The sequence below is a fragment of the Nitratidesulfovibrio sp. SRB-5 genome (assembly GCF_019931275.1).
GTDB lineage: Bacteria > Desulfobacterota > Desulfovibrionia > Desulfovibrionales > Desulfovibrionaceae > Cupidesulfovibrio.
On the sequence record NZ_JAIOTY010000001.1, the window covers coordinates 204,743 to 225,579 of the forward strand.

General features: G+C 68.7%; 19 protein-coding genes. 9 read left to right on the top strand and 10 right to left on the bottom strand.

What is annotated here, in order from left to right:
- Positions 1-65 precede the first annotated feature (65 nt).
- From K6142_RS00745 to K6142_RS00755, 3 genes are read left to right on the top strand one after another with little or no spacing between them, the layout of a single operon-like run.
- On the top strand, positions 66-1,289 hold the full coding sequence (locus K6142_RS00745) for an ABC transporter substrate binding protein (protein WP_223290454.1): 1,224 nt from the start codon (positions 66-68) through the stop codon (positions 1,287-1,289).
- Positions 1,276-3,891 (top strand): MFS transporter, encoded by a 2,616-nt coding sequence (locus K6142_RS00750; RefSeq protein WP_223380711.1) that lies wholly within the window; start codon positions 1,276-1,278, stop codon positions 3,889-3,891. Before K6142_RS00745 ends, K6142_RS00750 begins: the two co-directional genes overlap by 14 nt.
- Positions 3,888-5,615, top strand: a complete 1,728-nt coding sequence (locus K6142_RS00755; RefSeq protein ID WP_223380712.1) for a hypothetical protein — start codon at positions 3,888-3,890, stop codon at positions 5,613-5,615. The genes K6142_RS00750 and K6142_RS00755 overlap by 4 nt, the downstream gene beginning before the upstream one ends.
- Before the next feature lie 334 nt (positions 5,616-5,949).
- Here the strand turns inward: K6142_RS00755 and K6142_RS00760 are convergent, their stop codons facing one another.
- The 10 genes from K6142_RS00760 to sctW form a co-directional block, all read right to left on the bottom strand.
- The gene (locus K6142_RS00760) at positions 5,950-7,932 is read right to left on the bottom strand and encodes a SpoIIE family protein phosphatase (protein ID WP_190245885.1); all 1,983 of its coding nucleotides are present in this window, start codon (positions 7,930-7,932) and stop codon (positions 5,950-5,952) included.
- Between the two features lie 15 nt (positions 7,933-7,947).
- The gene (locus K6142_RS00765; protein WP_190245884.1) at positions 7,948-9,294 is read right to left on the bottom strand and encodes a sigma-54 interaction domain-containing protein; all 1,347 of its coding nucleotides are present in this window, start codon (positions 9,292-9,294) and stop codon (positions 7,948-7,950) included.
- A gap of 61 nt (positions 9,295-9,355) precedes the next feature.
- The gene (sctU, locus tag K6142_RS00770) at positions 9,356-10,396 is read right to left on the bottom strand and encodes a type III secretion system export apparatus subunit SctU (protein WP_190245883.1); all 1,041 of its coding nucleotides are present in this window, start codon (positions 10,394-10,396) and stop codon (positions 9,356-9,358) included.
- A gap of 324 nt (positions 10,397-10,720) precedes the next feature.
- Positions 10,721-11,557, bottom strand: coding sequence for a type III secretion system export apparatus subunit SctT (sctT, locus tag K6142_RS00775; protein WP_190245882.1), 837 nt, complete (start codon positions 11,555-11,557; stop codon positions 10,721-10,723).
- Positions 11,558-11,564: 7 nt separating this feature from the next.
- Positions 11,565-11,825 (bottom strand): type III secretion system export apparatus subunit SctS, encoded by a 261-nt coding sequence (gene sctS / locus K6142_RS00780; protein WP_015946047.1) that lies wholly within the window; start codon positions 11,823-11,825, stop codon positions 11,565-11,567.
- Between the two features lie 21 nt (positions 11,826-11,846).
- On the bottom strand, positions 11,847-13,943 hold the full coding sequence (gene sctV, locus K6142_RS00785) for a type III secretion system export apparatus subunit SctV (protein ID WP_190245881.1): 2,097 nt from the start codon (positions 13,941-13,943) through the stop codon (positions 11,847-11,849).
- On the bottom strand, positions 13,940-14,299 hold the full coding sequence (locus K6142_RS00790) for a tetratricopeptide repeat protein (RefSeq protein WP_223380713.1): 360 nt from the start codon (positions 14,297-14,299) through the stop codon (positions 13,940-13,942). The genes sctV and K6142_RS00790 overlap by 4 nt, the downstream gene beginning before the upstream one ends.
- Positions 14,300-14,301: 2 nt before the next feature.
- A complete protein-coding gene (locus K6142_RS00795; protein WP_190246083.1) occupies positions 14,302-14,670 on the bottom strand; it encodes a type III secretion protein in 369 nt (122 codons plus the stop codon).
- The gene (gene sycN, locus K6142_RS00800; RefSeq protein WP_190246084.1) at positions 14,667-15,068 is read right to left on the bottom strand and encodes a type III secretion chaperone SycN; all 402 of its coding nucleotides are present in this window, start codon (positions 15,066-15,068) and stop codon (positions 14,667-14,669) included. Before sycN ends, K6142_RS00795 begins: the two co-directional genes overlap by 4 nt.
- On the bottom strand, positions 15,065-16,204 hold the full coding sequence (gene sctW, locus K6142_RS00805; RefSeq protein ID WP_190246085.1) for a type III secretion system gatekeeper subunit SctW: 1,140 nt from the start codon (positions 16,202-16,204) through the stop codon (positions 15,065-15,067). Before sctW ends, sycN begins: the two co-directional genes overlap by 4 nt.
- Positions 16,205-16,765: 561 nt before the next feature.
- On the opposite strand from sctW, the gene K6142_RS00810 reads away from it, so the two are divergent.
- From K6142_RS00810 to K6142_RS00835, 6 genes are all read left to right on the top strand, one after another.
- Positions 16,766-17,062 carry a hypothetical protein gene (locus K6142_RS00810; RefSeq protein ID WP_015946053.1) on the top strand — a complete coding sequence of 99 codons (297 nt, stop codon included), beginning with the start codon at positions 16,766-16,768 and terminating at the stop codon, positions 17,060-17,062.
- Between the two features lie 182 nt (positions 17,063-17,244).
- Complete coding sequence (locus K6142_RS00815) at positions 17,245-17,754, top strand: hypothetical protein (RefSeq protein WP_190245205.1); 510 nt, start codon at positions 17,245-17,247, stop codon at positions 17,752-17,754.
- A gap of 97 nt (positions 17,755-17,851) precedes the next feature.
- On the top strand, positions 17,852-18,355 hold the full coding sequence (locus tag K6142_RS00820) for a SycD/LcrH family type III secretion system chaperone (protein ID WP_190245206.1): 504 nt from the start codon (positions 17,852-17,854) through the stop codon (positions 18,353-18,355).
- Positions 18,352-19,359, top strand: coding sequence for a type III secretion system protein (locus K6142_RS00825; RefSeq protein ID WP_190245207.1), 1,008 nt, complete (start codon positions 18,352-18,354; stop codon positions 19,357-19,359). The genes K6142_RS00820 and K6142_RS00825 overlap by 4 nt, the downstream gene beginning before the upstream one ends.
- Before the next feature lie 10 nt (positions 19,360-19,369).
- Positions 19,370-20,203 (top strand): type III secretion system translocon subunit SctB, encoded by an 834-nt coding sequence (sctB, locus tag K6142_RS00830; protein ID WP_190245208.1) that lies wholly within the window; start codon positions 19,370-19,372, stop codon positions 20,201-20,203.
- 82 nt (positions 20,204-20,285) lie between these two features.
- Positions 20,286-20,804, top strand: coding sequence for a CesT family type III secretion system chaperone (locus tag K6142_RS00835; RefSeq protein ID WP_190245209.1), 519 nt, complete (start codon positions 20,286-20,288; stop codon positions 20,802-20,804).
- The last annotated feature ends 33 nt before the right edge of the window (positions 20,805-20,837 follow it).

The window sequence follows — 20,837 nt, forward strand, 5'->3', positions numbered from 1 at the left end:
CAATGCCGCACGGACGGAATGAAATGCCGCGCCCCTTGCCGGGGCGCGGTTTTGGGGAGATGCGCATGACGGGACTTGGTTGGGGGCCGCGCGCCCGGATGTTGTCTGCCCGGATGGTGTACGCCCACATGCTGTGCGCCCGGATGTTGTCTGCCCAAATGCTGTGCGTCGTGCTGCTGGCGGCATGGTTCTGCATGGCCGCATTGCCCGCGCAGGCCGCCGCGCCGGAAGCAGGCGCCAGGGTGTGGCGGGTGGCCTACATAGAGGGCGGCCCGTACACCGACTACCAGCAGATACTGGCGGGCACGGTGCGCGGGCTTGCGCGCCTTGGCCTTATTCCCGACGGCAACGTGCCGGTGCCGCAGGGCACGGAAAGCACGCGCGAGATGTGGCAGTGGCTGACCGCCCACGCCAACGGCGGGCGCATCGAATTCCTGGCCGACGGCTACTACACGGCGGACTGGGATCCGGCCCGCCGGGCGGCCAACCGGGCCGAGCTGCTCAAGCGCATCCGCGAGCGCGGCGACGTGGACATGATCTTTGCCTACGGCACATGGGCCGGGCTGGACATGGCCACCGACGACCATGCGGTGCCCACCTTTTCCATGTCGGTAACCGACGCCGTGGGCGCGGGCATCGTGAAGTCGGTGGAGGATTCCGGCCACGACCACGTGCACGCCCAACTGGAGCCGGGCCGCTACGAGCGCCAGCTGGCGGTGTTCCACGACGTGTTCAAGTTCAAGCGGCTGGGCGTGCCCTTCGACGATACCCCGGAGGGGCGCGCGTCCATCGCCATGCCGGTCATAGAACGCACCGCCGCGGAACTGGGCTTCACCATCGTGCCGTGCCCCGCCCGCTTCGACGTGCCCGACCTGGACGTGGCCTTCGGCAACCTGCTCCAGTGCATGGAAACCCTGTCCAGAACGTCCGACGCCGTCTACCTTACGGTCAACACGGGCATGCAGGGCAAGCGCATGGTCGAGCTGTTGCAGCCGGTGATCCGCGCGGGCGTTCCCACCTTTTCGCAGAGCGGGCCGGAAGAAACCAAGCTGGGCGTGCTGCTCAGCCTTGCGCAGGCCAGCTTCGACGACGTGGGCCTGTTCGAGGCAGAGGCCGTGCAAAAGGTCATCAACGGCGCGAAACCGCGCGAGGTGAGCCAGGTGTTCGAAGGCCCGCTGGGCCTCGCCATCAACCTGCGCATGGCCATGCTGATCGGCTGGAATCCGCCGTTCGACATCCTGGCGGCGGTGGATGAAATCCACCAGCAGATCCAGAATGCGGAAAACTAGCGGCCGCGCCATGAGGCAGGATATTACCCCCACCGGGCCGGGTGCCGACGCGGCATCCACCACGTCTTCCCCCATGTCTTCCGCCACGGCGTCCGGTACGGCGTCCGGCACGGCTCCCGCCGCTCCCGCCGCTCCAACGGACGGCGCGGCCCTGCGCGGCCTGCGCGCACGCCTGCTGGCGTGGGGCGTGCTGGCGCTGCTGTGCGCCCAGCTGTTCTACGGCGTGCTGGTGGGCTCGTCGCTGCACCGGCAGTACCGGGGCCCCATGCTGGCCGTGCAGGCCCTGACCTGCGACGACCTTGCGCTGCGCCTGGGCCGCATGGCCCGCCTCGGCAAGCCGCTGGACCGCATCCGCGACCTTTCCGGCATGCTCGCCCCCTTCCGGACCGCATCGCCCGCCGCCGACCTGCTGGTGACCGACGCCGCGGGCACCGTGCTGGGCGCTTGGGACGCCGCCCGCGTGGGGACGTCCATGACCGTCCCGCGCGATGCCGCCCCCGTGCCGGGTTCCAACGCCTTCGAATTCGCCGCCGGGGGTGACACCTGGCTGTCCCGCCCCATTCCCGGCAAGGATGGCGCGGCCGTGGGCCACGTGCTGCTGCGGCTGGACGCGGCCCGGCTGGACGCGGACCTTGCCGGGGCTGCCGCCCACCTGCCCCTGTTCGGGGGCATCGCGGCGGGGTCGTGCCTGCTGCTGGCGGTGCTGTGCTTCGTCCTGCTGCCCGGCGGCGGCAGCACCCTGACGCAGGCGGCGTGGCGGCGCAGGGCGCGCATGGTCCTGCTGCTGCCGCTGCTGGCCGGGCAGGTGTGCCTGATGGTGGTCATGGGCGGCCCGCTGAAGGACATCCACGTGCGCCAGAGCGGGGACATAGCCACCCAACTGGCCGGACAACTGGGGCGCGATCTTTCGTCCATCGTGGCCAAGGGCGTGCCGCTGGAGCGGCTGCCCGGCATCGAGACGCACCTGCAAAGCCTGCAACGCGGCCTGCCGCAGGTGGTGGGCATCGGCATGCTGGGCGCCGACGGCACGTTGCTGTCCGCCGCCAGCGCGGCGGGCCCCCTGGACGCGGCGGCATGGTCCGGCCTTGGCGCGGATGCGCCCCAGGGCATCAGCGTGGTGCCGGGGGTGGCGCTTTCCGGCGGGCAGGGCGATGCCCCGGCGGCGGGCACCGTGCGGGTGCTCATGTCGTCCGACGCCATTGCCGCTGGCCTGCGCGAGGCCCTGCTGGACACGGCCACGGTGTCCGTGGTGGCCATGCTGCTGCTGGTGGAGCTTGCCTCGCTGCTGCTGGTGCAGGCCGAGCGGGGCGTCATGTCGCCGCGTCCGGCGCTGGCGGACATGCCGGGCTTCATGCGGGCGGTCATCTTTTTCTGCATGTGCGCCATAGATCTTTCCGTGTCGTTCATTCCGCTGCGGCTGGCGGAACTGGACGCCGGGCTGTTCGGCCTGCCACGCGACGTGGTCATGGGCCTGCCGGTGTCGTTCGAGATGTTCATGGTGGGCATTGCCATCGTGGCGGGGGGCACCCTTGCCGCGCGGCACGGCTGGCGACCGCTGCTGCTGGCGGGCGTGGCGCTGGCCGCCGCCGGGGCCGCCGCCAGCGGCGTGGCCGCCACCCCGCTGGGCTACATCCTGGCGCGCGGCGTGGCGGGCGCGGGGTACGGGTGCATCAACCTTGCCGCGCAGGTCCACGTGGTGTCCCATTCCACAGCCCGCAACCGCGCAGCCAACCTTGGTTCCATGTTCGCCGGGCTGTTTGCCGGGGTGATGTGCGCCAGCGCCACGGGCGGCCTGGTTGCCGACCGGCTGGGCTACGGTCCCGTGTTCCTGGTGTCGGCGGTGCTGTTGTGCGCGGTGCTGGCATGGCTGCTGCTGTGCCCCTCGCGCGACGTGCCCGGCGCCCGCGTCACCACCGACGAACCGCAGGCTCCGGCAGAGCGGCGTGGCGGCGTGGCGGCCTTCCTGCGCGACCGGCGCATGGCCGCGCTGCTGCTGTGCAACATCATGCCGCTGTCCTTTGTCACGGTCTGCCTGTTCCAGTTCTTCGTGCCCGTGTACCTCAATGCCGACGGGGCAAGCCCGGCGGACATCGGGCGCGTCTCCATGCTGTTCTGCCTGGTGGTGGTCTATCTGGGACCGTGGTGCGGCAGGCTGGTGGATGCCTCCCCGCGCAAGTACCGGGCGCTGACCGTGGCCGGGCTGCTGGGCGCGGCATCGGTGGCCGCGCTGCTGGCGGGCAGCGGCATCGGCGTGGCCGTGGCGGCGGTGAGCCTGCTTGGCATGAGCAACGCCGTGGCTTCCAGCGGGCAGGGGACGTATGCGCTGCAACTTCCCGCCGCCGCGATCATGGGCCGGTCGCGCACCATGAGCCTGTACAACGTCATGGAGCGGGTGGGGCAGGTGCTCGGCCCGGTGTCGTTCGGCGTGGTGCTGGCGATGTGGGGGCGTGACGCCGGGCTGGTGGTCATGGCGGCGGGGATGGGCGCGGCAAGCCTGTTGTTCTTCGCCTGCACGGCGGGCCGATCCGATGCGGTCCCCGGTGCGGTCCCCGTGGCGGCCATGCCCGGTGACGCACGTCCCGACCACGGGGAGCGACCGTGACAACCGCAGCATCGCGCACGGCTGGCGGCACGCCGCCAGGAGGCAAGGGGAACGACCTGACCGCGCTCTGGGCCGTGTTGCCGCACCTGCCGGACCTGCTGGAGGCGTGGCGCGGGCGCACCGTGGGCGAGGTGGCCGGGCAGTTCGGCGCGCCGGGCGCGGCCCCTGCCCCGTCAGGTGCGCTGATCGACGCCATGGCCGACCTTGCCGCCGCCAGCATGGGGCAGGGCACGGCACGCGCGCTGCGCCGCAGGCTGGCGCGGACGCCGTCGGTGCTGTCCGCCAATCACCACGCCATCGAATGCTTTCCCGAACTGGCCCAGGCGGTGCATTTCTTCGGCCTGGCGGAACTGCTGGCCCGGCCTGACGAACCGGCGGAACCGACGGAACCGACGGAACCGGCTGGACTGGCAGAACGGGCTGGAATGGGCGGGACCGGCCAAAGGGGCGCAGCGGTCGCCGTGCCGCCTTCCGTCCCGGAGCCCGGCGAGCCCCGGCGGGTCATCCCGGTGCTGTCCTGCACCACGGTTTCGCTGCAAAGTCAGGTCTATCCGCGCGGGCTCATGCTGTCGCGCCGCGTGGCGCGCGACGGGCACATGGTGCGCCTGCCCCTGTTTTCCGCCGCCGAGCAGGATACCATGGTGGGCGCGGCCCCGCCGCTGACGGCTGCGGGCGTTGCGGCCATGCGCCGCCGCTGGGGGCAGGTGGGGCTTGCCGCGTGGGAGCGGGATGCCGCCAACGCGCTGGTGGACGCGCACGTGGACCGGGCGGAGGTGTACGACCTGCCCACCTTCACCGCGCAGGTCGGCCACATCAACGCCAGCCTGTGCCGGGCGCGCTTTTCCGACACCCCCGACGTGGCCGTGGCCTACGTCGGCCTGGAGACACTGGCGGCGCGCCTGCTGGAGCGCGACCTGACCGACCCCGGCTCGCCCGTTGCCGCGCTGCTGTTCGACGGCGCGCTGCGGCACGGGCTGCTGGAGGCGCTGGCGGGCGCGCGGGCCTGCTGGGAGCGCGACGTGTTCGACGGCGGCACGGCCTCGTTGCCGCGCACCGGTCGCACGGGCACGGCCTTTTTCTGGTGGGTGGACGATGCGGGGCGGCGCTGTCCGTTGCGTTGCGCGCGGGACGGCGCGGGGATGGCGCTGGTGCGCGACGGGGTGCGCATTCCGCTGGAACCGCAGGCCATCACGGACGCACTGGGGCGGGGGCGCATCGTGCCGGGGCTGTTCTGCTCGTACGCCACGCTGGTGGCCGGGCACGGGCTGCGCTGCCACGGGGGCATCTTTTTCGCCGCCTATCTGCCCGTCATGCTGGCGGCGGTGGGACGGGTGCTGGGCCATGCGGACGACGCGGCAAGAAGCGGCGCGGCTGGCGGGGGAACCTGCGCGGGGGGAGGGGCCGGATTTGCCAGATGTGCCGGATTGGCAGGAATTTCCGGAGGGGCCGGGCTTCTCGCGGCCCTGCCGCTGACGGTGCTGTTCGATGCCGGGCGCGGTCCGCGCCGGGTGGCGGGGGCGGTGGAGATGTTCGCCGCCGGTGGGCTGGCCCGCCGCCATCTGGAGCACCTGGCCGCGTTGCCCATGGATGCCGTGCTGCCGGTCAGCCTGCGCGAATGCTACATGGAATGTGTGCCGCAGGACGCCCGTGCGCCGGGCTGGTCGCGCCGTCTTGCCGCCCCCATGGACGAGGGCGCGGGCGTGGTATTGTCGCTTTCGCGCTGACGCTTCCCGCAGTCGCCGCCCCCCGGACGTTGCCGTGCAGACGCCGTCCCCCAGCCATCCCGCAGCCGCCGAGTATTCCGCCCCTGCCTGATCACGCGGCGCCGCCGACGCGATCGTTTCCTTCCCCGGACTCCCGGCCCGTCTCACCCGGCCCGTCTCACCCGGCCCGTTTCATCCGTCAGGGCGTGACCGCAACGCGCCGGGCACGTTCCCGTCCCTTTCCGCGCACCCTTGCGTCCTTTTTCCTGCCGTTCCCTGCTGTCTTTCCAGCGGTCCTTCTCCACCAGTCCCCAGCGGTCCTTCTCCAGCGGCTGGCCCCGTCTTCCCTTGCCGGTCAGGCCGCCTCGCGCGTGAAGCAGAGCATGGTGATGTCGTCGGACTGCTCCGCCGCGCCCCGGAAGGCCACCGTGGCCTCGTGCAGCGCCCGCAGGATCCCGGCGGGCGTATCCTCGCGGTGGGCGTGCAGCACGTCCATCAGCCGCGGCAGGTCGAACAGCTCCAGCCTTTCGTTCATGGCCTCGGTCACCCCGTCGGTGTACAGCAGGCAGCGTTCGCCCGGCGCGATGACCGCGTGCAGGGTTTCGTACTCCACGTCTTCCATGGCCCCCACCAGCGGGCCGCTGATGCCCGGCAGTTCGCGCGGGGCCTCGGCGTCCGGCCCGGTGACGCAGGGGGGGCAATGCCCGCCGTTGGCGAACTCCAGCGCGCCCGTTGCCGGGTCGAACAGCCCGATGAGCAGGGTGACGAACATGCAGCCGGGGTTGTTGGCGGCAAGCTGGGCGTTGATGCGGGTCATGGCCGCGCCGGACGCCAGGCCCGAGGCCACGGCGTACCGGCACAGGGTTACCGCCATGGACATGAACAGCGCGGCGGGCACGCCCTTGCCCGACACGTCGCCGATGACCACCACCTGCCTGCCGTCGGGCGCGATGAAGAAGTCGTACAGGTCGCCGCCCACCTCCTTGGCCGGTTCCAGCAGGGCCGAGGCGGCGTAGCCCGCCTGCTTCGGCGCGGCATCGGGCGCGGGCAGGATGCCCATCTGGATGTCGCGCGCGGCGTTCAGTTCGCCCTGCATGCGTTCCTTGACGGCGGTGGTGTCCATCAGCGCCCGCACGTTGCGGGCCAGCGCCCGGCCCATCTGGGTGAAGGCGCGGGCCAGCTGCCCCACCTCGTCGGAACGCGACGTGGGCAGGCCGTTTGCTGTCAGGGTTTCCGCGTCGGGCGCGGAAAAGTCCGTCTCGGCAAGGGCATGGGCGCGCCCCGTCAGGGCGCGCAGCGGGGCGATGAGCCGCGCGGTAAGCAGCAGGGTGCCCGCTGCGCTGACAAGCACGGCGGCCAGCGCGATGAAGGCCAGCTTGCGCACCAGCGCATTGGTGGGGGCCTCTATTTCGGCCTGCGGCGCGGCGGACACCACGTACCAGTCCAGGGCCTTGAAGTAGGCGGCGCGAAAGATGGCCACGCCGAAGGCCGGGCCGGTGTCCGCGATGGTTTCCGTCCGGCCCCTTTCCCTGGCTTCCGCAAGGGCGGGCGGCGGAATGAGCGCCACCTCGCGTCCCTTGGGGTTGCCGTGGTGGGCCAGCAGTTCGCCCTTGCCGGAAACCAGCGCGATGAACCCGCTTTTGCCCAGGGACAGGGTCTGGAATTTTTCCTGGGTGCTGCGGATGATCTGCTGCTCGTTGTACAGGGCCTGCCGTTCGATGTCGGACAGCAGCATGGCGGAAACCACCACGCTGTCCGTTTCAGGCATGGGCAGGAAGTACACCAGCAGCGGCTCCGACGCTCTGCCCGGACCGGGAGTGCCGGGCAGGGTGTCGAACACGGCGAATTCGCCCTCGGGCGAAAGCTGCGCCAGCGAAAGCAGCGACCCCACGGGCCGCCCCTTGAAGTCTGTCATGTTCGGGCGGGCGGACAGCAGGGCCAGCTGCGGGGTGCCCGCGCGGGGGGCGCCCTGCGCGTCGAAGATGTCCATGTGCACGCCAAAGCTGCCCAGCCGCTCTATCCAGTTGGCGATGAACCGCTGGCGGGCGTCGCCCGGCAGTGCGGACACGTCCTGCCACGCGGAGCGGGCCAGCTGCGAGTAGCGGCGCAACTGGTCCTTGCGCAGCAGCACGTCCATCACCTTGTTGGTGAGGTGGCCGAGGTAGCGCGACCCGATGTTGTCCTCCATCAGCACGATGACGTTGCCGAACGCCTCTCGTTCCAGTTCGGCGTTGGATTCGCGCAGGTCGCGGTAGGTGAAGGAGATGACCGGCACCACCGCCAGGGCGATGGAGGCAAGCACCAGGATGAACAGTTTGGAGCGCAGTGAGAAGGTCATGTTCCGTACCGTGGGCTAAAGCCCGTTCTGGCCGCCGTCGGCAATGCCGAGACGCAGCAGTTTCTTGCGCAGCCCTTCGCGGGTGATGCCCAGCAGCTCGGCGGCGCGGCTCTTGTTGCCGCCGGTGCGGTCCAGCGCGCGGATGACCATGTCGCGCTCCATGTCTTGCAGGTTCAGGCTGCCGTCCGGTGGGGGCGTGACGGCGGCGCGCGCATCGGGCAGGGGCGTGGCGGGTTTGGTGAACGCGTCTTCCGCGCCCTGACTGCCCTGTATGTCTTGCCCGGCGGCCTCGGGTTCGCCCGGGCCCGGCGTGGCGGTCAGCAGGCGGGGCGAAAGGTTGGCGGCCTCCACCCGGTCGCCCAGGGTGAGGGCGGCGGCGCGCTCCATCTCGTTGTTCAGTTCGCGCACGTTGCCCGGCCACGGATAGCGCAGCAGCCGGTCGCGCGCGCCGTACGAAAGGGCCAGCCGGGGCCTGCCCATCAGCGTGCAGTGCCGGTCCAGAAAGGCCTGCGCCAGCAGCAGGATGTCGTCACCCCGTTCGCGCAGGGGGGGCAGATGCACTTCCGCCACGTTGATGCGGTAGTACAGGTCCTCGCGGAATTTTCCTTCGCGCACGGCGCGTTGCAGGTCCACGTTGGTGGCGGCGATGACCTTCAGGTCCACCGGCACCGCCTTGCTGCTGCCCACGCGCTGCACCTCGCGCTCTTCCAGCACCCGCAGCAGCTTGGCCTGGTGGGGCAGGGGCATGTCGGCCAGTTCGTCAAGGAACAGGGTGCCGCCGTCGGCTTCCTCCACCAGCCCCTTGCGCGCGCCCACCCCGGTGGCCACGCCCTTTTCGATGCCGAACATTTCGCTTTCGAACAGCGCCTCGGGAATGGCCGTGCAGTTCACGGCGATGAACGGCCCTTCGCGGCGCGGCGAATTGTAGTGGATGAGCTTGGCCACCACTTCCTTGCCCGCGCCGGTGGGGCCCAGCAACAGGGTGTTGATGGGCCGCCGGGCGATGGACAGGGCCATCTCGATCAGCTGGCGCATGGCCGGGCACTGCCCGATGACCCGCCGGGCCTGAAAGCTTTCCTGCAAGGTGTGGGTGAGGCGCGCGTTGCGCTCTGTGAGCAGGCGGCGGGCTTCTTCCAGCTCCGCGTTGCGGGCCTTCAGTTCCTCGATGAGTTGGGCCTGCTGGTATTCGCGCGCCTCCACCTTGACCAGCATCATCCCGAAGGCTTCTGCGAGGCGGGTGGTGCTGGCCGGGGCGGAACCGGCTGCGGTGAGGGCGAACAGCCTGTCCTCGCTGGCGGGACGCGCCCAGGCGAGGTCGTCGCACAGGTCTATGAGCACGTCGAGCAGTTCATTCTGGCTCATGGGCATGGTCCTTGAAAGATGGGGAGGGGGTGCGGTGCGCGCGGCAGGGGACGGGCCGGTCCTAGCGCCCCTGCAACGACTGCACCCAACGCAGCACTTCGGCCACGGGCCCGATGAGGTCCTTGGGGATGTAGGCGTTCTCGGTGCCTTCGGCGAACAGGCTGCGCGCCAGCGGCACGTTCTGCATCACGGGTATGCCTTCCTCGCGGGCGATCTCCACCATGCGTTTGGCCAGCAGGCCTTCGCCCTTGGCCAGTATGACGGGCAGCGGGGTGCGGTCCTTTTCGTAGTCCAGGGCCACGGCGTAGTGGGTGGGGTTCGTCACGATGACCTTTGCCTTGCGGACGTTGGAAAGAGTGTTCTGGGTGATCATTTCCTGGTGCAGTTGCTTGCGCTTGCCCTTGATGTGCGGATCGCCCTCCATTTCCTTGTACTCGCGCTTGACCTCGTCCTTGGTCATCATGTGCTGCTTGTTGTACTGCCAGCGCTGGTACATGTAGTCCAGCGCGGCAATGACGCAGAACACCGCGGCGGAAATCAGCACCATGTCGCGCGCGGTGATGCCAAGCACGGTCAACAGCCCGCTTATGCCGCCGTCGGGTATGGCGAACAGGCCGCGCATGTGGTCGGAAAGCACCTTCCACACGGCCCATCCAAGCACGGTCACCTTGATGCAGTTCTTCAGCATCTCCACGGCGTTGCGCACCGAAAAGACCTTCTTGAACCATTTGCCGGGGCTCATGTTTTCCAGCTTGGGCATGGCGGCCTTGAGCGCGAACAGCACCCCGGTCTGGGCCAGGTTGGCCAGCAGGCCCACGCACATGGCCAGCCCCACCACCGGCAGCACGATGCCGATGGCCCCCCGCGTCACCGCCGTGGCCAGCAGCGGCAGCGCCTGGTCGAAGGGCAGGGACATCTGGCGCATGGAAAGCTCGGTGACGGCCATGATCTCGGCGAAGATGTCGCCGCCCTTGATGGCAAGGTACGCCCCCACGGCCAGCACGGTCAGCGCGGAGCCCACGTCCTGGCTCTTGCAGATGTCGCCCTTTTCGCGCGCCTCGCGCAGGCGTTTGGGTGTTGGCTGTTCGGTCTTGTCGCTCATGCGTTCCCAGGGGCTGTTTCTAAAGTAGGATTTTCGTTCGTTGGCAAGGAAAACGAGCCCGCCATGAGGGAGTATGCCTCAGCCGTTTGGCGAGCTTGCGAGCCTTACGGATGAGGACCGCAGCGCACTCTTATCGTATTTGACCGAGCCTTAGCCGTTAGGTGAGCTTGCGAACCTTACGGATAAGGACAGCAGAGCTATGGCAGGTGAAGTTTGACCTCGTTGCGCACGATGTCCGTAGGGCTCGCAGGCTCGCCCGACGGCCACGCTTCACGCCCTTCGGGTCGGATGCCAACGGGCGAAAGGACAATTTGGAAACTGCCCCTAAGGCAGCAAGCCTTGCAGGCGTTGCAGGTCGGCGGCGACTTCGGCGAACAGGTCCGGCGTCTTGGCCGCCAGCGCGCCGAAGTACAGCACCAGCAGCAGGCTGGCCACCGCGCTCTTCACCGGCATGGCCAGCACGTACACGTTGAGCTGCGAGGCAAAGCGGTTGACGAGGCCCAGCGAAATGTCGGCCAGCAGGCAGGCCACCACGAGGGGCCCGGCCAGCAGCACCATGTGCGACATCAGCCACGCCACCCGCCCGGCGAACAGCAGGGGCACCTCGATGCTCCATGCCAGCGGCGCCAGCGAGGGCACGGGCCAGATCTCGTACGAGGCGTACAGCAGGCCCAGAAAGGCCAGGAAGGCCCCGCTGGTGTAGAACAGGTACATCATCGTTTGCAGCAGGAAGGCCCCGGTGGGCGTGGTCTGTTCGCCCGACATGGGGTCGGATTCCTCCGCCATGGAGGCCCCGCGCTGGTTGTCGATGAGAAAGCCCGCGCTCTGCACCGTCCAGAAGGCGATGCCCGCCAGCAGCCCCAGCACCAGCCCCATCAGCGATTCCTTCAGCACCAGCGCCCCGTAGTGGCCAAGCAGGGTCAGGTCGAACACGCTGCCCTTGGGCAACTGCCCCAGTATCACGGGGTGCACCGGCAGGTAGCAGGCGAACACCAGCACCATGCGCAACTGCCCGGTCACCACGCTGCCCGCCAGAAACGGCGCCACCTGGGCGACCATGAACAGTCTGGGCATGCCCGCCACCACGGCCAGCAGGTGGTCGAACAGGCCCAGCTGGTCGAACAGGGCCTGGATGGGCAATGCCGGTACGTGGGGGGCCATGGCGTGCCTACAGCAGGTAGAAGCGCACGAAGATCTCGTCCGCGAAGCGCAGCAGTTCCGCGCCGAACCACCCGCCCATCAGGAACAGCGTGAGCACCACGGCGATGAGCTTGACCCCGAAGGTCAGCGTCTGTTCCTGCAACTGGGTGATGGCCTGCACGAGGCTGATCAGGATGCCGATGACCGAGGCCACGACGATGGGCGGCATGGACAGCATCAGCACCAGGTACAGCGCCTTCACCGCGTAGGTCATGGCCATGGATTCCACGTGGGTTCTCCTGCGGCCCGGCTACAGCCGGATGCGGTTGACCGGCTGCACCGATATTTCGGGCGTCAGTTCCTGGTACGAGATCACCGCCAGCCCGTAGTGGTCGCCCTCTATCAGCCTGCGCACGTAGCGCCGGATGTCCATGGAGGTCATGATCACCGGCTTCTGGGCGTGGCTTGCGTAGCGCCCGGCGGCATCGCCCACGGCCTTCATGAACCGCTCGGTCACCGAAGGCTCCAGCGCCAGGAACGCCCCCGCCGAGGTCTGGCGGATGGCCTTGCGGATGGTTTCCTCCACCTGCGGGTCCAGCAGGATGGCGGGCAGCATGTTCTGCCCGCGCGAATGCATGTAGCTGATCTGCCGCTTCAACGCGCCGCGCACGTACTCGGTCAGCATGACCGTGTCCTTTTCCTTGGGGCTCCATTCGATGAGCGCTTCCAGGATGTTGCGCAGGTCGCGGATGGAAATCTGTTCCTGCACCAGGCGCTGGAAGATTTCCGCGATGCGTTGCACCGGCAGCAGGCGCGTTGCCTCGCGCACCAGGTCGGGCGCGCGTTCTTCCATGCGGTCGAGCAGGTACTTGGCCTCCTGCATGCCCAGGAAGTTGCTGGCGTGGCGCGAAAGCACCAGCGACAGGTGGTAGGCCAGGATGCGCGCGTGGCTCATGTGTCCTATGCCCGCCTTGTCCAGCAGGTGCAGCTGCTCGTCGGGCACCCACAGGGGGTCCACGTCGGGCAGGAAGCGTTCGCCCGTCTTTGCGGCAACGCCCAGCATGGCCAGGTTTTCGCTGGTGTCGCGGGCCAGGGACATGCCCCGTTCCAGCGTGCCGCGCGACATGGGAATCTCGTTCAGGTTCAGGACGTAGGAAAGCCCTTCCAGGCCGGGACTGGGCCGGATGTTGATGCCCGGGAACGGCACGCCGAGGTCGAAGTACAACGCCCGGCGCAGGTTGATCAGTTCCTCGTTCAGGGCATCGTAGTGCAGGGCCTCGCCCAGTTCCGCCGAAAGGTCCAGGATGATGGGCACGGTGGGGGCGAAATCGTCGCCGGGCTGCCCCGTGCCGGGGCGCGGCGTGCGTGGCCGCGCGGCCGGGGCCAGCGAGCGGCTCAGTTCCGCCCTGGGGTCGGCGGCCACGGGGGCCTCGGCCATGCGTTGCAGCACGTAGCCGAACCCGCCGATGGCAAGGGCCAGCCCGAACAGCTGCGGCTTGGGAAAGCCCGGCACCAGCGCGAACAGGAACACCAGCCCGCCCGCCATCAGCAGCGCCTTTGGCTGGCCGAATATCTGCCCGCCGATCTGCGCGCCCACGTTGCCGCCCGAATCGCCCGTGCGGGTAATCAGGATGCCCGCCGAAATGGACACCAGCAGCGAGGGTATCTGCGAGACCAGGCCGTCGCCGATGGTCAGGATGCCGTAGGTGTGCAGGGCGTCGGCCCCGGTCATGCCGTGCTGGGTGATGCCGATGACCGTGCCGCCCACGATGTTGACCACGGCCACGATCATGCCGGCGATGCTGTCGCCCTTGACGAACTTCATGGCGCCGTCCATGGCGCCGTACATCTGGCTTTCCTGCGACACCATGCTGCGGCGGCGCTGGGCTTCCTCCATGTCGATGACGCCCGCGCGCATGTCCGCGTCGATGGACATCTGCTTGCCGGGCATGGCGTCCAGGGTGAAGCGCGCGCCCACTTCGGCCACGCGTTCGGCGCCCTTGGCGATGACCAGGAACTGCACGATGGTCAGGATGACGAAGACCACCGCGCCCACCACGAAGTTGCCGCCAAGCGCGTATTCGCCGAACACGAAGATGATTTCGCCCGCGTCGGCCTGCAGCAGGATGAGCCGGGTGGTGGTGATGTTCAGCCCCACGCGGAACAGCGTGGTGAACAGCAGCATGGTGGGAAACACCGAAAAGTCCAGCACGCTGCGCACGTACATGGACATCATCAGCATGACGAACGAAAGGGCCATGTTGGCGCCGATCAGCGTGTCCACCAGCGGGGTGGGCAGCGGCAGGATCATCAGCGCGACCACCACCACCAGCAGGGCGACGATGGCCAGGTCGTTGTGCCGGGTAACGGCATTCACGGCGGTGTTGGCGCGGGCAAGCATGGTCATGCCTGCACCCCCGCCATGTGCCGGTACGTGTCCATGGCGGTGCGCGCCTCGTCCTGCCGCCCCTGCTGCCACAGCGCCTGGGCGCGCAGCAGGTGCAGGGCCGCATCGGCAGAGGACAGGGTCACCCCGTCCATGGCCGCGTGCAGGTGTTCGAGCGCGGCACCGCCGTCGCCTTCGGCCACGGCCACGGCGGCCAGGCAGCGGCGCACCCGGCTTGCCTCGGCGCGGGGCGCGTCGGGCGGCAGCACGGCGGCCAGCGCCGCAAAGGTGCGGCGGGCGCTGTCGTTGCGGCCCATGCGCAGAAAGAGATAGCCAAGCACGTGCAGGGTGTTGCGGCACTCCGGGGCGATGGGCACGACTAGCCCCCCACCATCAGTCCGGCATAGGCCCGGAGCAGTTCGGCGTTTTCCAGCAGGGGGGCAAGGTCGTTGCGCACGAAGTCGCGCACGGCGGGGTCGCGTTCCATGGACAGCGCGTCGAGGCAGGCGCTCAGGTTGGCCCCGAACACGTCGGGGCGCAGCATCTCGCCGTCACCCACGGGCGGGCACAGCGCCTGTTCCACTATCTGCCGGGCGTTGCGGGGGGCGTACAGTTCCTCCAGCCCCGCCTCGCGCAGCACGCTGGCCGCCAGGGGGCGGGCCTTGGGCATGGGGTCGCGCCCGGCGTCCACGTCCAGCACGGTCTGGATGCCCAACGACCCGTCGAAAATGCCTACATTGCGGCTCATGCGCCACCATTCCTGCCGGTTGCTTCATCCATGATGCGCGCCAGAAGGTCCGTCGCCGTCTCCATGGCGGCGGCGGTGGCCAGCCGCTCCGGCAGGCGCGTGAGAAGAATGGCCTGCCCCGCGTGCACTCCCGCCTGCAAGGGCAGGGGACGGGCGTGCCGGTAGTGGCACAGGGCCAGCATGCGCCGGGGCATGTCCGCGTCGTGCGCGGGAAAGGGGCGCGAAAGATAGATCAGCAGTTCGCCGTCGGTGGCCTCCAGGTGCAGGCGGCCCATGCCGTCCACGTCCAGGGCGATCAGGCGCGGCGCGTCGGGCCGCGCGGGGTCGGCCCCGGGCAGTTGCAGCCCGGACATGCCCATGCGCTGTCCGAATGATGCGATGGCCTCTTGCAACATCATTGTCCCCCGTCCTGTGCCGCCAGCCAGGCGTCTTCTCGTTCTATGGCCTTGTCCACGGCCTCCTGCACGGCGTCGAGCAGCTTCATGCGCCCCTGCACGCCGTTGAACAACTGCGGCGGCACCGAGCGGGCCATGCGCAGCATCTCTTGCAGGAACAGCACCTCGTGTTCGATGTCCGGCGCCTTGGCCTGCGCGGCGATGCGCTCGATATGCATGGCCCCCAGAAAATTTTCCGACCGCAGGGTCACCATCTGCTCCAGCAGCGCCCGCGAGGTGAGCGGGCAGTCGGACACGCCGTGCACCCGTTCCCAGCGGGACATCACGTCCGCGCACAGGGCGTGGGCGCTGTGCAGCAGGCGCAACTGGCCAAGGCTGGTGTTGACGCTTTCGAGGTGGGTGCTTTCCATGCTGGGCGCATCGGAGGCAAGGTCGTTGCCGAGCGCCCGGTACAGGAAGTCCACGGCGGTGTCGAAGCTGGCTTCGCCGTAGCGTTCGGTGAGGTGCGCGAACACCTGCTCGACCGAGGAAAAGCCGCACACGGTGTCGCGGTACAGGTCGCGCAACTCGTCGCTGCCGCCAAGCGCGTCGAACCCGGCAGAGGCCAGCGCCCCCTGCACCCCGGCCCGGATGGCCGGGCCCTGCGTGGCTTCCAGTTCTGCGATGGCGGCACGGATGCCGTCAATGGTGCCGGGGGCCACGCCCGGGTCGCCTTCGAATTCGCGCAGGGCATCGGACAGCGCGGCCCATGCGTCGCTGGGGTCCGGAAAGTGCGAAAGGGCTTCGCGCAGGGCGTCTTCCTTGCCCTGCTTGGCGCGCAGGCCGTCCTTCATGCGGTCGAGGGCCTCGCCCTTGCCCGCCTGGTGCATCAGTTCCTTGTACAGTTGCACGCGCTCGGCCAGGGCGTCTTCGGTGCTCTGGCGTTCCTTGCGCTCGGACAGTTCGAAGTCGTCGGTGGTGTCCGCGCCAAAGGTCAGTTCCTCGGCGGCGTCGGCCAGCAGCGACATGGGCGATTCGGCAACCGTGGCGGTACGGCCGAGCAGCGAACCGGTGGCCGCGTCCGCCGTCTGCCTGTCACCCCGCGCGCCGCCCACGGTGGTGGAAGCGGCCTGGGTGTTGACACGAAAATCGAAGCTCATGGGTATCGTCCTCTCCTTGGCCGGGGGCCGCGTTGGCGCGGCCCATGCGAGAATCACGCCATGACGAGGAACAGGTCTTTGCGGTCAGGCTCTTGCCGTGACGCGGCGACCTTGATAACTGGACACCAGTGGATTGCGGCGTGCACTCCGGAATATGAACGTCGAGGCGAAAATGCCACAGTAACGGGATATTCGGCAACAGTGCACACATGACAAACAGGCGGCGCAGCCGTGTCTCGCGACCCGCGCGAAACTGCACGGCACGGGGGCTCCGCAGTGCCCGCCTGCCTCATGCACCCTTGCAGCCCCTGCCCGCATTTTTGTTCCATTCGCGCGTCATGGGCCCGGTGTCGCTTGCGCTGCGCGCTCTCTGCATGCCCATATTTTTTGCAGACTGCCTTTCGTGTGCTAACGTTGTTGGATCGGGAATGGCAAGTTGGTTTGCAGCGGTTCGGTTGCCCGGGGCCGGAATCCACGCGGACAAGGGGTTCGCGCCTGGGCCGGGTTTGGCATCCTTGCTGCAATGGCGGGTTCATTCACTTCACCAGGCAGGAGGACACCATGGCTTTCACCGAGAAGGATTTCGAGGATCAGCAGGAACAATTGCGGCAGCTCGAGGACGAACTGTCGCGGCTGAACGCCCGGTTCGACGCGCAGATGAAGGAAGGCGGCATCGCCGCCGCGGATCTTGATTCCATCGACATGGACAAGCTGCCCGCCGAAGTGCGCACCGCGTTCGACGCGGCGCAGCAGGCTGCCCGCCGCGAAGGCGAAAGCCGGGCCGCCCAGGGCCGCCCCGCCGCCTCCGGCCCGGCCAAGGCTCCCGGCGCGGGCCGTCGGGGCGCCGTCCGCCTGTAGAGCCCGTTCACGTTGCACATGCCCTGCCGCCCGGCGCATGCACCGCCGGGAGCGCCACGAGGCGCAGGCGGAATGCGCTTCCGCCGACCACGCCGGGCAGCGCGTTGCAACGTCAGCCTGCTCCAGTCCGCTGCATCCGGGCGCTCTTGCCCGCTCCCGCACGCAATCCCAAGGAGTTTCCCATGTCGCAGGTCAACAACAACAGCGTTTCGTCGATCATGGATTCCATCGACCTTGGCCCCACCGGCAGCCTGCAAATGCTGTTCGCCAAGCTGAACCTGGCCCAGGCCCAGTTGGCCAAGAACGGGGCCATGGAGAACATCAACAAGATCCAGAAGAGCCAGGAAGCGCAGAAGGAATGCGCCGCCATGATCGCCAAGGCGCGCGACCTGCAGAACCAGGCCAAGGCCGGCGACAAGGCCACCGACATGCCCGCCGACATGGTGGCCTACTTCAACAAGAACGGCCTGAAGTATGACACCAAGGGCAACGACGTCCATCACAACAAGGACGAGTGGGAATACAACATCCAGTCGCTGACCGCCTACCGCGACCAGCTGGGCACCGACACCCAGCAGCTGATGGTCTTCGTGCAGGATTACATGGGCCAGTACAATTCGTACCTGCAAGGCGCCAACTCGGCCATCCAGCAGGGCAACCAGACCTTGCAGGCACTGGCCACGGGCCGCTAGCGCGCCGCGCACCGCCCGCTGTCCGGCCCGTGCGGCACCGCAGCCGGGCACAGCCATCCCGATCGTCCACCTACCCAGATTCGTTCGAGGAGTTTGTATGCGTCCCAACAGCGAAGCCGGCGCCGAGCCGCAGTTCAGCGAAGAGCAGTTGAAGACCATGGTGGAGGGCTTCTTTCAGGGGGCCTCCGTGGGTGCAGTGTGCAACGTGCAGCAGGAACAGCTGGAGGCGGGCTACGCGCTGGCCTACAACCTGTACACGGCGGGCAGCTATGCCGACGCGGAAACCATGTTCCGCGCGCTGTGCCTCTACGACCACAACGACGAACGCTACTGGATGGGCCTTGCCGGGTGCCGCCAGGCCCTTGGCCAGCATGCCGCGGCCATCGACGCCTACGGCATGGCGGGCATGGCCAGCGCCCTTTCGGACCCCACGCCCTTCGTGCACGCCGGGCTGTGCTACATGAAGCTGGGCGACAAGGAGAACGCCAGGGCGACCTTTGCGGGGGTGGAAGTGATGGGCGACCCCGCCAACGAGGCCCATGCCGTCATGCACCGCAAGGCCAAGGCCATGCTCGACCTGCTGGCCGGGGAGGACGCATGAGCGCCCTGACCATCGGCGGCCTTGGGGCCGCTGGCGGTGTGTCGGGCGTATCCGGCGATGACCTGACCACGCGGCGCACCACTGCCAACGGCACCCTGCCCCCTGCCGGTGACGGCGCGGGGGGAGCCGCCGTGGGCGACCTGCCGGTGCTTGCCGCCCCCGCCGGTGCCCTGGCCCTTGAAACGCTCATGGCCGCCATCGGCAACGCCGAGCGCCGTCAGGCCTGCCAGGCCGGGGTGGACCAGATCAAGGGCAAGGCGGCCGAACAGGCCAAGGTCAACCAGGACAGGCTGGAGCAGATCGCCAAGCAGCTGGATGAGATGCGCTCCAAGTCCGTGCTCAACGGCTTTCTGAAGGCGTTCAAGATCATCGGCATCATCGTCGGGGCCATTGCCGCCATCGCCACCACGGCAGTGGGCGTGGCCACCGGCAACCCGCTGCTGATCGCGGCGGGGGTGATGGCCGCCGCCATGACCGTTGACGCCATCATGAGCGAGGCCTCCGGCGGCAAGATAAGTTTCATGGCGGGCATGACCGAGCTGGGCAAGGCCTGCGGCATGGATGACGAGACGGCCAAGTGGTTCGGCTTCGCCATGCAGATGGTGGTGACGGCCGCCTCCGTGGCGCTCAGCCTGGGCGCTGGCTTCGCCAACGCCGGGGCCTCTGCCGCGACCATGTCGTCCAAGGCGGCGGAAACCGCCCTCAACGTGGCCTCGCGCGCCCAGCAGATTGCCCAGTTCACCAGCGCCGGGGTGGCGGTGGGGACGGGCGCGGGCACCATCGCAGGGGCGGTCATCGACTACAGGATCGCCTCGTCGCAGGCCGACGCCAAGGAACTGGACGCCATTCTCGAACGCATCCGCCAGGCCATCGACATGGAACACGATTTCCTGGAGTCCGAAATGCAGCGGGCAGAGGACCTGATGGGCAAGGTGGGCGACATCGTGAAGGAAAACGCCGAGGCGCAGACGGTCATCCTGGGCGGTGCGCCCGCCCTGGCATAGGAGCAGAGTCATGGCCAACATAACCAATGTCCGGGACATCCCCGGATTCAATGCCACCCAGTACGACGCGCTGGTGCAATCCGCCCGCAGCGAAAACGTGGACGTGGCCGCGCTGGACATGGCGCTGCTGCGGGCCGTGAACGCCGGAAGCAACTTTTCCGACGCCGTGGGCAGCGTTACCACCGAGTTGCCGCGCCTTGTCCTGCCGCACCAGAACGCGCTGACGCATCTGGGGTCGCTGAGCATGGCGCCTTCGCCGGGGGCCACCCTGATGTCGCTGATCACCTCGCTGACCTCCGAGGAACGCAGGCAGAACGCCGACATCCGCAAGGAACAGACCGAGGCCATCGTGGACCGGATAAACGACCAGGCCGACGAAATGCGCTCCAAGGCCGTGGCTCAGCTGGTCATGGGCGTGGTTTCCGGGGCGCTCAGCATCGCGCAGGGCTTCGCCGTCATGAGCGTGCAGGCCTCCGGCATGAAGCAGGCCGGGAATTTCCGCGAGGGCGCGGCCATCGCGGAGTCGCACAACCTGCCGAAGATGTCCGCCTCGTTCACCAGTTCCGCCGCCGCCATGGAGGCGCGGACCAATGCCCAGATCGGCGTGCTGAACAGCGGGGCGCAGGGCATGAATTCGGCGCTCGGCGGCATCGGCCAGGCCGTGGGCGGGTTCTTCGACGCGGCCATCAAGGAAATGGACGGCGACATCGAACGCATGCGCGCCGCACGAGATGCCATGAAGGATCTGGACGAATCCCTGTCGCAACTCATACAGAAGACGTTGTCGAGCATGGACACCATTCAGCAGAACATGAACCAGACCCGCGCGCGGATTCTGGGCTGATGCGCCTGTCGGGGGCGTGGGGCCACGCGGCTCCACGCCCCCGGCGGCGCCCGCGAGATTGCGTCACCATCAGGGAGGCTGCATGTCCATCATGCGTACAACGGCGGAAGCCATCGCCAACGCGGCGGGCTGGAAACCACCCGTTCCCGTGGGCCAGCCCGGCGATGCCACGGGCGGACGGTACCTGTTCCGCCTTGATGGCGGGCTGGACATGGAGCTGCTGTCGCCGGACGGCAGGATGTGCATCCTGCGCGGCAAGGTGGGCGATCTGCCCGCCGACGAAAACGCCGCCAACGCCCTGCTGGCGGAATGCGCCCGGCGCGCCGTGGCGCGTGCCCGCACCCGCGGCGCCGTGCTGACCCTGGAGGACGGCGCGCTGGTGCTGTTCCGGCAACTGTCGCCGGAAGAGGCCGCATCGCCCGACGAGGCGCCCCGCAAGGCCGGGGAGTTCCTGAACGACCTCGCCTGGTGGCGGGGGCGGGTGCAGGCCCAGTCGGCTGGCGGCGGCCGGTCGGGCGACCGGGCGGGCAGCGGGGGCAGCGGGGGCGGCTACGATGCGAGGTTCGCGGGCATGTCGGCCACGTGGTTATCAGGTCGTTGAAAGGTGGTTTCCTTGCAGCCAGAACATCCGTCG

What these genes read in the sequence shown, in the direction of transcription:
- K6142_RS00745 (WP_223290454.1), top strand. Translation starts at nt 66, where the DNA reads ATGACGGGACTTGGTTGGGGGCCGCGCGCCCGGATGTTGTCTGCCCGG.
- K6142_RS00750 (WP_223380711.1), top strand. Translation starts at nt 1,276, where the DNA reads ATGCGGAAAACTAGCGGCCGCGCCATGAGGCAGGATATTACCCCCACC.
- K6142_RS00760 (WP_190245885.1), bottom strand. Translation starts at nt 7,932, where the DNA reads ATGACCTTCTCACTGCGCTCCAAACTGTTCATCCTGGTGCTTGCCTCC.
- K6142_RS00765 (WP_190245884.1), bottom strand. Translation starts at nt 9,294, where the DNA reads ATGAGCCAGAATGAACTGCTCGACGTGCTCATAGACCTGTGCGACGAC.
- sctU (WP_190245883.1), bottom strand. Translation starts at nt 10,396, where the DNA reads ATGAGCGACAAGACCGAACAGCCAACACCCAAACGCCTGCGCGAGGCG.
- sctT (WP_190245882.1), bottom strand. Translation starts at nt 11,557, where the DNA reads ATGGCCCCCCACGTACCGGCATTGCCCATCCAGGCCCTGTTCGACCAG.
- sctV (WP_190245881.1), bottom strand. Translation starts at nt 13,943, where the DNA reads ATGACCATGCTTGCCCGCGCCAACACCGCCGTGAATGCCGTTACCCGG.
- K6142_RS00795 (WP_190246083.1), bottom strand. Translation starts at nt 14,670, where the DNA reads ATGAGCCGCAATGTAGGCATTTTCGACGGGTCGTTGGGCATCCAGACC.
- sycN (WP_190246084.1), bottom strand. Translation starts at nt 15,068, where the DNA reads ATGATGTTGCAAGAGGCCATCGCATCATTCGGACAGCGCATGGGCATG.
- sctW (WP_190246085.1), bottom strand. Translation starts at nt 16,204, where the DNA reads ATGAGCTTCGATTTTCGTGTCAACACCCAGGCCGCTTCCACCACCGTG.
- K6142_RS00810 (WP_015946053.1), top strand. Translation starts at nt 16,766, where the DNA reads ATGGCTTTCACCGAGAAGGATTTCGAGGATCAGCAGGAACAATTGCGG.
- K6142_RS00815 (WP_190245205.1), top strand. Translation starts at nt 17,245, where the DNA reads ATGTCGCAGGTCAACAACAACAGCGTTTCGTCGATCATGGATTCCATC.
- K6142_RS00820 (WP_190245206.1), top strand. Translation starts at nt 17,852, where the DNA reads ATGCGTCCCAACAGCGAAGCCGGCGCCGAGCCGCAGTTCAGCGAAGAG.
- K6142_RS00825 (WP_190245207.1), top strand. Translation starts at nt 18,352, where the DNA reads ATGAGCGCCCTGACCATCGGCGGCCTTGGGGCCGCTGGCGGTGTGTCG.
- sctB (WP_190245208.1), top strand. Translation starts at nt 19,370, where the DNA reads ATGGCCAACATAACCAATGTCCGGGACATCCCCGGATTCAATGCCACC.
- K6142_RS00835 (WP_190245209.1), top strand. Translation starts at nt 20,286, where the DNA reads ATGTCCATCATGCGTACAACGGCGGAAGCCATCGCCAACGCGGCGGGC.